Consider the following 11913-nt stretch of genomic DNA (forward strand, 5'->3'; position numbering starts at 1 on the left):
TAAAATGTGCACCTTGTGAAAGGAAGCGTCATTGCTGGAAGATAAATAGGTCTTAATAAACGTTGATATATCAATGTTTTTATGAAAATTAAATTAAAAGAAGAATAAAAGAATAAAAAACTTGCACATGATTAAGTGTAAGTTTGTGTGAAAGGAAACGTCATTTTTTTTCATTTTCTAACAACAGAAAGAGAAAATAGTGCAATATTTTGTTTTAATTTAAGAAATCCACGAATTTTTTTCTATTCATTACTCAGGGTATTGTGCACATTGTGAGAGCAAACGTCATTATTATCAAAGGTTGCACATGAATTAATGATGAACCTACTGTACAAGGAAGCCTTGATCTTATTTATGTTAGTCCGATTGTCGTAAGATTGATATCATTGATGTTTAAAGATTTCATTGTGCACATTGTGAGAGCAAACGTCAAGGAGTATAAGATAGTTGCACTTCCAATAAATGATGAGCATATCTCTATTGAGTTTCAGGAATGAGAGGTCTATAGAAAAATATGATGTGCACATTGTGAGAGGAAACGTCAAAACAAGTAAAAGTCTTTACCAATAGTGTGCAAGTTGCAATCCAAGGTTTTAATAATGTAACTATTGATGGTGGAACGATTTAAATGGTTTGGAATAAGGCGAATAAAAAGAATGTGCACATTGTGAAAGGAAACGTCAACGTAAGCAAAATTCTTTAACCAATAGACTGTAAGTTGCAATCTAAGGTTTTAAAAATTGTACAAGTATTGATGGTGGAAGATTTGATTGGTTTGAAGTAAGGTAATTAAAAAATAGAATGTGCACATTGTGAGAGGGAACGTCAAAACAAGTAAAATTCTTTAACCAATAGACTACAAGTTGCAATCCAAGGTTTAAAAATGATGTAAGTATTGATGGTGGAATGATTTGAATGGTATGGAATAAGGCGAATAAAAAGAATGTGCACATTGTGAAAGGAAACGTCAAAGTAAAATTCTTTAACCAATAGACTGCAAGTTGCAATCCAAGGTTTAAAAATGATGCACGTATTGATGGTGGAACGATTTGAATGGTTTGTAGTAAGGCAAATAAAAAATAGAATGTGCACATTGTGAGAGGAAACGTCAAAATGAGTAATTCTTTAACCAATAGTGTGCAAGTGGCAATCCAAGGTTTAAAATGAAGTAAGTATTAATGGTGGAACGATTTGAATGTTCTGGAATAAGGCAAATAAAGGAATGTGCACGTTGTGAAAGGAAACGTCAAAGTAAGTAAAATTCTTTAACCAATAGACTACAAGTTGCAATCCAAGGTTTTAAAAACATTACGCAAGTATTGATGGTGAAACGATTTGAATGGTTTGAAATAAGGCGAATAAAAAATAGAATGTGCACATTGTGAAAGGAAACGTCAAAATAAGTAAGATTCTTTAACCAATAGTGTGCAAGTTGCAATCTAAGGTTTTAAAAAGTGCCAGAATTGCTGGTCCAGATTTGAATGGTGTAAAATAATGTGAATAAAAATAGAATGTGCACATTGTGAGAGGAAACGTCAAAACAAGTAAATTCTTTAGGAAATAGACTGCGCAAGGTGCATCTTTAAGTTTTTAGAATGATAAGAATTGTCTTCGAATTATATCTTTTTAACACAGCCAAAAGGGAGGAAAAAATAGACGAGGTAAAATCCCCGCCTTAGTTATCCTTTTTATTCGGTTGTGACTGCAAGGCTTTCCTTAACTCGTTAATTTCCTCGTACATCGACTCAATCTTCGCGTGGTGCTCTTCCCTTGCCTTCGCCATTTTGCTTTGATAATCGCGTTCTAGTGCCAGCAAGGCTCGTTCCTTTTCGAAATCCTTTTTCTCATTTAAACGATCAAGGAAGTCGGCGCTCTTTTCTTCTAACCGGGCAACTTCCGCCTCATGTGCTGCTTTCGTGGATTGCAACTCACTTGTTAACCGCATTATTGTGTCCTGTCGGTCATCATTTTGGCTTATAACCGCTGTAAGTTGCGATTGAAGCCGTTCTTTTTCCTGGGCAAACTGCTCTTTTAACAAGCTATTTTCCTCCGCATAGCCCTGATATTTGCTAACCAGTCCGCTAAGTGTATCAATCTTTTCTTTATATTCACCAATAAGTGCCTTGTTATTATCGTTAGTGGATTGTAATTCACGAATCGCTTTTGCCTGTTCCTCTTTTTCTTGAGTTGCCTCATTTAAATGCTCGACAGATACTTTATGCGCTTCTTCTGCTGCTTTTGCTTTCGCCTGGTATTCGCCAATAACAACCTCGCGCTGATCTAGTTTTTCAGTTAATTCACGTATGGCTTCGTCTTTTAAATAAATTGACCGTTGCACCATATTAGAAACTAATTCGTAAATTCTCGCGGTGTGCACTTCTAACTCCGTTAAATCCTGCTTGTAATCGGTGGCTCCCTGCTTAATCGAATTGATTTCCGCCAATGCGACCGCCTTTTCAAACCATTCTTTCGCCGAATCTCCACTTGCCTCAATCATATTCCGGACTTTTTCGTTGAGTTCGTCGCTAACTTTGACTCCGAATGTTTTGTCAGCCATTCTCCATCATCCTTCAGGTGTTAACCGGTAAATATAGATATATTAACAGGTTAACCAAGTTTTATTTGGTTAACCTTATTGTATCACACTGATTAGCAGAATAGCTATCTAATAACTATTTTTACATACACCCATTGATTTTGGCAGGTGTTGGTCTAGGGCACACGACTGGTTTAAATTGTAGTATCTTAAATTACGGGTCCGTAACATTTCATTACGTAAAATATCACATTAGACATTGAAAATACTGTGCTTCTTCACAAAGTGCTCAAGGGGTGATACGCCAAAGACACGCAGCTGGTAAAACAACATAGTATAGTCCGATAAGTTGGATATGGTCTACTAACTTCTTCTATACAGTCTGACCGAAGTGCAACTCCTCTTCAAAAACGGAAATTTTACAATATGATTTTCCGTGTTCTTTATTTATAATGCATGATGTCAGACGTAATAAGACTCATACTTTATACACACCTGCAATATCTCCAATTATATTTGCAATTAATCACGTAAACGAAAGCACATATTATTAAATTCTTTTTTAATTTATTTCGCCTATGACTCCAAGCAGTTATAAAACTTCGGTATCTCTCGTTCCTTACGAAATAGCTGGTGTTGTTCCCTTTATTAGTACATTCCATCCTCTATTCTCCGTATATAATGCCTGGCGTTTAATCGACCTAACTATCTATCAAGTAACTGCACAACTTTATCACGGTTCCATTACACATTGCATCGTTTATCTTATATTCGGTAACCGTTTTAATTTTATTAAAAATGAAAGCACAGAGGTCATTATGGCTTACAAGATTGATAGGTTTATCGACCGTGGACAATGATACGCCAGGCCTTTGCCACAGTGTTTCACAACTGATAAAGCTAGAACCTAGAGTCCAAGTTGCCCTCTATAGGGTTCAGAATAGCGCAGGACTGGATGGAGGAACGGTTTGAATGTTTTTAAAAGAAGTGGTTGAATTATAGAATGTGCACATTGTGATAGGAAACGTCAACACAAGAAAGAGTTGCACTGCCAAATGGTACATGTATTGTAAAAAAAATACAGTAATTTGAGTTATTTGAATGATAAGAATCAGGAACTGTTGACAAATGCAACAAACCTAACTCATAATAACTATATACTAGAATATAAGGGGATTAAATATGGAATTTTTAGTAGGTGTTAAAGAGGTCGGGGAAATCCTTGGATGGGATCGGAGAAAGGTCTCCACCTATCATCTACGTGGTGTGCTGCCGAAACCAGTGGTTAGCTTATCAAGCGGTCCGATATGGTTTCGTAAACAAATCGAATATTATAAGGCTGATAAAGAATCCTGTGTAACGACTTATTATATTGAGGGTGAACTAGTATATGAATGTAAACCTAACTATCCTATCAAAGAAACCAGCTATTCACCTGAAGAAATTAAGGAATCTAAAAGGAATTATAACGTATATCAGGAAAAGGACATTAAACAGCTAAAAAATGCCATCTTGGAAAAAAATCCGATTGCTCAGTTCCTTTCTTTTGAATCCATTAGTTTTCTGCATGATTTGGGTATTTTGGAAACGGATGTTTTCCATGATTACATCTACCAATACTCATTTGAAAACATAGAGCTTACTAAGAGAGGACGGGATGAAGAATCATGTTAAACACCTTGCAAAATAAATTTTTGAATGTTACGAAAACGATTTTTCCCGATCAACCCCAACTCTTCGTTGAGTGGAACGATGATATCCGTCATCTTATGGCAAGTCAAGAGGATTATCAGCCTTGCCAATCATTAAAGGCGTTTTTTGTGATCATAGATCGCTTAGTGAAAGCACATCAATTGAAATTTGAGAATATGGAACAATGGGCCCATTCTTATAAAGATGAGATTAGAAATTTTGTCCTTCCTTACATACGGATAGTCGGGGAAGAGAATGCCCCTTATTCCCTAAAGTCTAACAATAGGCAAGTAATCAATTCCTTGTTGAATCAGAATTTTGCCGAATCCGGTTCGGCTTTATTATTTCATAAATTAAGGGAGACCATCAGTAAAAATGAATTTGATATTGCTACCGAGATTCCCACTGCAAAGATTGCTGAAAAATCATTAGAAGCGACTGCTCAGTTAAGGTCAGAAAATGCCTATCTAAAAATGAAATCCAATGCAGCAATTGAACAATGGAAAAATCTCACCTCTCAAGCCATCACCTCGATGGATGACTTAACGGCAGACATTTTCGATATCGTTTCGATTTTGTGGATGCAACAAGCAACTCATAAAGACCAAATGATTCATTTCCATACGGATGATGCTTTGAATCTAAGGAGGTTGCAAGGACGGAGTGAAGATCCGGACGGCTTTCAAACCTCTTATCGGAAAAAAGAACGAGATGATATCATGAAAAGGTTGGCAGCACTTACGACCATTTGGATCAGGATTGAACGAGAAAATTTGAGGTTTATCAATGAGGATCAGGGGAACTTTGAGGAAATCGGGCAAGTACAATTCAATCCCTTGTTTTTGGTAGATAGCGTAACTGTTGCCTATCGAGGAGAAAATCCGATTGGTATTTATGAATGCAGCATTCGTCCAGGGGAATTACTTGCCAACTTCCTGTATGGTTCCCAAAAGAGCAGTGGGTTGTTGGCTTTGAAAACGCTCGAATACCATCCAACAAAGCAAAAGTACCATAAACGGTTATCGCGGTACCTATCCTGGCAGTGGAGGATTCGCCAAAAGAGTGCAGACTATCTCAGAGCCTATCATATTGGTGGAGATAAAGGGCTACTAAAAGTCATGGATTTGGATGTAAACCCAAGATATGGTTCAAGGATTAAGGAACAATTTGAAGAAATATTAGATACCCTGCAGCAGGACGGAATCATTAAAGAGTGGAGCTATAAAGAAAAAGACATTGAGCAGCAGATTGAGCAAGAACGAAATTGGTTTGCAAACACATGGTTGAAAGCTCGTGTCCAAATTATCCCTCCCATCGAAATCACGGGAATTGGGGATGATAGAAACTTATTTTTAATTGAGGATCATGATTATGAATCAATGAACTTTTCAACCATGTTACAGGGGATGACGGAAAGGGAGACTGCCGCAACTATAGAGAGGGTCGAAGAAAAGCTGGTGACCCCTGAAACCATCAACAAAGAAAGAATTAACCGTGGATTAAGCATAGTAGATGCAGCTAAAGAAATGGGCATCTCCCATAGTACTTTATCCCGATATGAAAGGAACCTGATTAAACGTCCTTATACAGAGAACATAGATAAAATGAAGGATTGGATTAATGCAAAATAAGCATCATAAATTTGGTGCTTATTTTTTTATTCGTGAAACTAAATGTACATTAATTTACGTAATAGCAGTCAACTCGTATTCGATTTGGATTTATCAACTGTTACAATCTGCTCTGCTTAGAATAAGAATAAATATTAAGCACTGTTTTTGATAATTTAGATTTGAGCCACTTTTATACGATTTGATCGCATAAAAAATGAGCCACATAATTTCCAATTCTATTAACCTCTCTTATGATAGGAAGTGACCAAACTTACTTCATATGAGAGGACGAAAAGGATGATCGATATGGCTCAATTTCATAATATCAAATTCTTAAAAGAGGTTGAAGGTTTATCGCAAAGACAAATAGCGACAAAACTTGGAATATCCCGTAATACAGTGAGTAAATACCTAAAAAACAATTCAGCTCCGACAACAGTGTTAAGAAAAAACATTTATGGAACAAAGGAATATTCTCCAGAAACAAAACGGGTTATTCCTATAATCGACCAATGGTTAGAAGAAGATCAAAAGAACTGGAGAAAACAAAAGCATACTGCCATTAAAATCTTTAAGAGATTACAAGATGAATATGATTTTAAAGGCTCTGCATCTAACATTCGTAAAATTGTAGCCAAACGCAGACAACAAATTCAGGAAGCCTTCATTCCTCTGGATTTTCAACTCGGCCACCAATTCCAATTCGACTGGGGAGAGGCGGATATTATTCTACAGGGTCGAAAACAACGCATTTTCCTCTTCTGTGTTCAGCTCTCCGCAAGCCGTATGAGGTTTGTCAGAGCGTATCTTCATGAAAAACAGGAAGCATTCCTGGATGGCTTTGTCCATGCGTTTGAATTCTTAGGAGGTGTCCCTACAGAGGGCCTTCTTGATAATTTAAAAACAGCCGTACAAAAAATACTCCAAGGAAGAGATCGGCTAGAACAGGAATCTTTCATTGGGCTCCAAGCACATTACGTGTTTAAAGCAGAATTCTGTAATCCTGCTAGTGGCAATGAAAAAGGGCGAGTTGAAGGCACAGTAGGATACGTTAGAAGAAATGCCTTGGTACCTTTACCGGAAGTCCAATCAGTAAAGGAACTGAATGACTATCTCTTGGATTGGTGTTTAAAAGAGGCCGGAAGGACTCACGTCCCAAATAAATCAGAGACTGTCTTAGAAATGTGGGTGAAAGAAAAAGAATATCTTCATCCCCTACCGACGAATCGATTTGAAGCTTGTAAGCTTTTATCATGCAAGGTTAATAAAACTTCCCTTATTACAGTGGAAACCAATCGTTATTCTGTACCCTGCAGCTATGTGGGTCAAGCTGTATGGGCAAAAATTTTTGTCGATCGTGTAATCGTTGTGGCTCAAAACCATGTGATCGCAGAACACACTCGTTCCTATGAACGCAATCAGATGATTACGATTCTTGATCATTATCTGGAAGTATTGCTTAAAAAACCACGAGCAATTCGTGACGCACATGCATTCCAATCAAATGATATCCCTGAAGTATTCAGGCGATTCCATCTGAAAATGCGAGAGCAAGAAGGTTCTCTAGGTGATAGGAAGTTTATACGACTTCTCCTCCTTCATCGTGACATTGGTATGGATAGTTTAACGACAGCCTTATTGGAAGCTGAAAAAACGCAAGTTTTCCGATATGAGAAAGTCCATGAAATCATTCAAAGGCTTACAAACCAGCACATACCAATCAGTACTCTTCCAACGGAAAAAACACCTATCAATCTTCTTGATTACAAGGTGAACAAATCCAACATTGAACAGTACGGTCAATTGACAGGAGGCATTCGGAAATGACAACTGAACTACTTTTAGATCACTTAACTAAACAATTACGGATTCCGACTATCGCAGCACAATATCGTTCCCTCGCAAGAGAGGCAGAGGATCGTAACTTAAGCTATGAGGAATTTCTATTGGCTTTACTAGAAGCTGAATCAGAGTCTAGAGAAGATAACCAAAGGCAAAGAAGACTTAAACAAGCCGCTTTTCCTGTTCATAAAACACTAGATAGCTATGATTTTAGTTTAATGCCAAGTCTTAATAGGAATCGTTTTTTAACTCTATCAAAGGGAGATTTTGTGGAGAAGAAGGAAAACATAATATTTTTAGGAAACAGTGGGACTGGAAAGTCGCATCTGGCAACGGGTCTCGGCATTGAAATGATTAAAAATGGCTATAAGGTTAAGTTTATTTCGGCTGCAGAATTAGTGGAAGAACTTCTCCTGGCTAATGAAGAACATAAGATAGGTGCATTAGAAAAAAGGTGGCTCAAATTTGATTTGATCATTATTGACGAGCTTGGCTACGTACCGTTCACAAAAGTTGGGTCCGAGCTCTTATTCCAATTCTTTGCCGGTCGTTATGAACGAGCAAGCGTTATGATAACTACGAATCTAGAATTTACAGAATGGACCTCTATATTTGGAGATGAAAAGATGACTGCAGCCCTTCTAGACCGATTAACCCATAGGGCTCATATCCTCCTCCTAAATGGAGAATCCTATCGATTTAGACAAAGTATGAAACAGAAGGAAGATAGCGACATGTAGGCATGGGCACGACGAGTTTAGGGTATCTTGCCCCTCGGGGCAAGATACCCTAAACTCCCACTCCTTCTCCAAATATGGAAATAACTCTGAATGAAGTGGCTCACTTTTGAAGTGATCGCTCTGGCTCAAATTAATATTGACAAATACAAGCACATCATTTTTATCCCAAAAACTCGAAAAATACAGGATAAAAGAAGTAAGTCAATTTATAATTCCCCAAATATAAGGTATGCGTGATTAAGAGAAGAGGATGAATTAATAGATATATTAGAGCTATGATGATTTTATCCGATTTGGGGATGTTTGGAATAACGCCCCCCTTTCGTGGAAAAAAATTCGTAATCATACAGATTAGATTTTTATCCAAAAACACATTAAGTTCATACTGTTTAGATTCCCATATGATTTCTGTTTTATAGGTGAGATTTCAAGTGATATAGGATGTTTTTCTGTACTTTAACTGAATTCCCTTGTTCCTTGATCTGGTGGATGAAGTCTAAATAAAGGATGGTCAGCAACTCCTCAATTGTTATATGCTGATTCTTAAGGTAAGGGGTGAGGTCATGTAAGAAGACTTCTCCCCTTAATATTTCAGATTCTTTTATTCGAATCGTGAGATAGGCTTTCTTTTCTTTTTCTACTTCTTCTTCGAAGGTATCCTCTTCAATGGACTCAAACGTAAACAAATTCTGACTCAATGCCTTCATGACACGTTTTTCTACCTTGTTTACCTGTAAAAATTGCTTCTTTCCTGATAGCAGGAATCCAGCCACCTGCTTATTTACATCCCCTTTTTTTATCTGGGTCATAAAGTCCTTATAAAGCAGATGTATTAGTACCCCCAAATCAAACCCATGGGGGACATCCTCATACATATCATACATGTCTTCAATAAACACTTTGCCTCTTAAATAATCATAGTATCCAATGACTATAGTTAGGTATTTTCGGTTGCTAAAAATATACTCAAAGAATCCTTTTGAAGAAGAGATCCCTTGTAATTTTTGTTGTAGAAGATTTAAGCTACTGTAAGATTTCTTCAATTGAACCACCCTTTTCAATCCAGTATAAGACGCTAGCTATTATAAAGAAAACAACCTTACGATCAGATAGTTGTTTTTGAATGGCTAGCCCATACGGACCGCCAATCATGTGGTAATGTTTTTCTATTAACATGGTATGCATATAGGTTTTGGTGTCTCCATATTCCAACCCCCAGTCCACTATGTCAATATGTTGTAAGCCGAACTGCAATAGGGCCGTATTGAATGCTGTTTGGCTTAGGGCTTGTCCATCTTTATTTTGATAAAATCTCCTCGTTTGCTTACAGTAGGTACGCAGTTTCATCTGCATGATGGGTGTCACAGGGAACTTTATATTGTGGCATTTATCAGACCGTGTTTGTCGCTTTTTCGTTCGATGATTTTCTGGTGCCTCTTTTTTTGAAATCATTTTTTTTGAACGAGTATTTTGAAACATCGGGTTTATGCTCTCCATTTCCTTCTCCCCCTCTTACTTTTTCAATCTAGCTCATGGTCACTTTTCCACTTTTCCATGCTTTATTAGATATATAGAAAGAGAAGGGAGAATTTAGAACCATTTTGTATATTTTCTTAGAATAAGGGAATAATTGATACTACAAATATATTGTAGAAAGGAAGCAGAAACATGTCGAATAAAAAGAAGAATAAGAACGTGACAAAGCAGTTGAAAAAAGCGGTGCAGGATGCAAAAAAGGCGGGTGTAAAATTAGTAAAGGTGGAAATTCGGTAAGAAAATAATTAGAAACGCAGATAACGGCCTATAAAAAGTGGCTGTATATAATGAGGTTATTTAGATAGTGGTTGATTATATATTAATTGAATTAGATGAGAATTAGAATGTTATATTATTATTAATATTTAAGCATTGCTCTCTATATAAATGGATCTCTTTACATAGAAGAGTAACTGAGCTAAAGCTAAAAAGAGGTCTAGGAAACTTCATGGGCAGAGCAAGTAAAAAACTTTTTAATTTGTTTATCTTTTTATTTTTAAATAAATGGTTGAACACTAAAACTCTCCCTCCCTTTTTCTTCTTTTCCCCCCTTTTTAGATTTATCTCATGGCCATTTTTCCACTTTTCCATGTTTTATAAGATATATAGAGTTGGAGGAGGAGGAAATGTCCCAAAAGCATCCCTTGTAAAAGGGATACATTTACTTTATCCTTCTTACTAATAATCAAACACCTGTTTGTCTTGTTTGCAGTGTTCTTCATTATATGTCGACCTGTTTTTCTTCTTTAGTCCATTTTGACCTATCATTTTCGTAAGATAATTCACTCTCCCCCGAAAAATGGTATTCCTAAAAATAAAAAAATAAGCGCCCTTTTTATTCTCATGGAATAAAAAGCCGCTTACACTTTTCCGTATTTATCATTTTCCCATACCCTTCCCTTATATGTTTTATTGCATTGTTTATTATCTCCATCTTCCAGGTGGTTTTTGAAATTCTTAAACTCATTAAATAAATATGTAAGATAGGAATTAAGTTTAAATCGATCTTTATGAAAAAATACTGATATGACCTGTTTATTTTCCGAATTCATAATATTTACCTCCTTTTTTACCCTTCCGTATCTACATATTTCACAAGTTAGTAACCTTTAATACTTAAAATTATGAAAATACTATTTGTTTATTAAACTTATAAAGAAAATGTTATTCAAAGTATATATTTTAAGTGAAAAAGCCTTGTTTTTCTTATTTCTATTACTCTTGAATTATAGCGATTTTTTCCAAATACTCTAGCTTCCCTAGAGAATCATATTCGAATTCTGATTGATTGACTAAAAGCGTAACTCTATTTACTATTCTTTTGAATCGCTTTTCCACCCGTAAGGTGTTAGTTTAAGCTAACCCATCCAAAACATTTAGAGCTGCCCTATTTTATCAGTTTAAACAAGACGACTTATGTATTCTCGCTGTTACCCATTTTAATAATTCCATCCGTATTAAGAAAGCTTTTTACATCCGGTAAATAAAAATCAACATCGTCCGGTTGCTCAATTTCGTAATTGAACTTACTTTCATAATCAATAGAGACTGATTAGCCTCGATTTCACTTGAACGTACTTCATTGGATAAAGAAGACTTTCCAGTAAGGATGCTATAAGCCAAAAGGTTTGCCCTATTTATAGGAGCTACATTAAATCGAAGGTTTGAATGAACATGAGCGTTTGCTATCCGTCCATTACGGCCCAATCCGTAATCCGTTTGACTTGATTGCCCATGATTACAATCAATATATGATGAATTTCATAAGGACGATGTATAGCGTATTTAACTTGCATTAATTTTAATATAAATAGCAGTTATCTTTCCATTACCGGTATACAACTCGAAGGGACTGTTTGGTTAGCTGGGACACAAGCTCCTTATAAAAAGTATCTCCCCGAACTTTAGCTATTGCTCTCAGAAATTATTTAAGGAACACAATTGTGGTACAGTA

Annotated in this window: 10 protein-coding genes; 5 read left to right on the forward strand and 5 right to left on the reverse strand. The window is 36.3% G+C overall.

The features are described 5' to 3' along the window. Positions 1 to 1675 precede the first annotated feature (1675 nt). A complete protein-coding gene (locus tag QFZ28_RS29025; protein ID WP_307198052.1) occupies positions 1676 to 2557 on the reverse strand; it encodes a hypothetical protein in 882 nt (293 codons plus the stop codon). A gap of 557 nt (positions 2558 to 3114) precedes the next feature. Between QFZ28_RS29025 and QFZ28_RS29030 the strand changes: the two genes are divergently transcribed. The 5 genes from QFZ28_RS29030 to istB all read left to right on the forward strand — a co-directional run bounded on the left by QFZ28_RS29030 (position 3115) and on the right by istB (position 8423). Next, a complete protein-coding gene (locus QFZ28_RS29030) occupies positions 3115 to 3396 on the forward strand; it encodes a hypothetical protein (protein WP_307198053.1) in 282 nt (93 codons plus the stop codon). A gap of 322 nt (positions 3397 to 3718) precedes the next feature. Further along, positions 3719 to 4210: a hypothetical protein gene (locus QFZ28_RS29035; RefSeq protein ID WP_307198054.1), complete on the forward strand. Its 492-nt coding sequence runs from the start codon at positions 3719 to 3721 to the stop codon at positions 4208 to 4210. After that, positions 4204 to 5859: a helix-turn-helix domain-containing protein gene (locus tag QFZ28_RS29040; RefSeq protein WP_307198055.1), complete on the forward strand. Its 1656-nt coding sequence runs from the start codon at positions 4204 to 4206 to the stop codon at positions 5857 to 5859. Before QFZ28_RS29035 ends, QFZ28_RS29040 begins: the two co-directional genes overlap by 7 nt. Positions 5860 to 6147: 288 nt before the next feature. Next, positions 6148 to 7668 (forward strand): IS21 family transposase, encoded by a 1521-nt coding sequence (istA, locus tag QFZ28_RS29045; RefSeq protein WP_307198056.1) that lies wholly within the window; start codon positions 6148 to 6150, stop codon positions 7666 to 7668. Next, positions 7665 to 8423: an IS21-like element helper ATPase IstB gene (gene istB, locus QFZ28_RS29050; RefSeq protein ID WP_307198057.1), complete on the forward strand. Its 759-nt coding sequence runs from the start codon at positions 7665 to 7667 to the stop codon at positions 8421 to 8423. Before istA ends, istB begins: the two co-directional genes overlap by 4 nt. A gap of 413 nt (positions 8424 to 8836) precedes the next feature. Here istB and QFZ28_RS29055 read toward each other — a convergent pair whose 3' ends face one another. The 4 genes from QFZ28_RS29055 to QFZ28_RS29070 form a co-directional block, all read right to left on the reverse strand. After that, complete coding sequence (locus QFZ28_RS29055) at positions 8837 to 9466, reverse strand: hypothetical protein (protein WP_307198058.1); 630 nt, start codon at positions 9464 to 9466, stop codon at positions 8837 to 8839. After that, positions 9447 to 9920, reverse strand: a complete 474-nt coding sequence (locus QFZ28_RS29060) for a hypothetical protein (RefSeq protein WP_307198059.1) — start codon at positions 9918 to 9920, stop codon at positions 9447 to 9449. The genes QFZ28_RS29055 and QFZ28_RS29060 overlap by 20 nt, the downstream gene beginning before the upstream one ends. An 899-nt stretch (positions 9921 to 10819) precedes the next feature. Next, positions 10820 to 11011, reverse strand: a complete 192-nt coding sequence (locus QFZ28_RS29065) for a hypothetical protein (protein ID WP_307198060.1) — start codon at positions 11009 to 11011, stop codon at positions 10820 to 10822. Positions 11012 to 11429: 418 nt separating this feature from the next. Further along, positions 11430 to 11582, reverse strand: a complete 153-nt coding sequence (locus QFZ28_RS29070; RefSeq protein ID WP_307198061.1) for a hypothetical protein — start codon at positions 11580 to 11582, stop codon at positions 11430 to 11432. Positions 11583 to 11913 lie beyond the last annotated feature (331 nt).

It is taken from the genome of Neobacillus niacini, assembly GCF_030817695.1.
In the GTDB taxonomy this organism is placed as follows: domain Bacteria; phylum Bacillota; class Bacilli; order Bacillales; family Cytobacillaceae; genus Neobacillus; species Neobacillus niacini_F.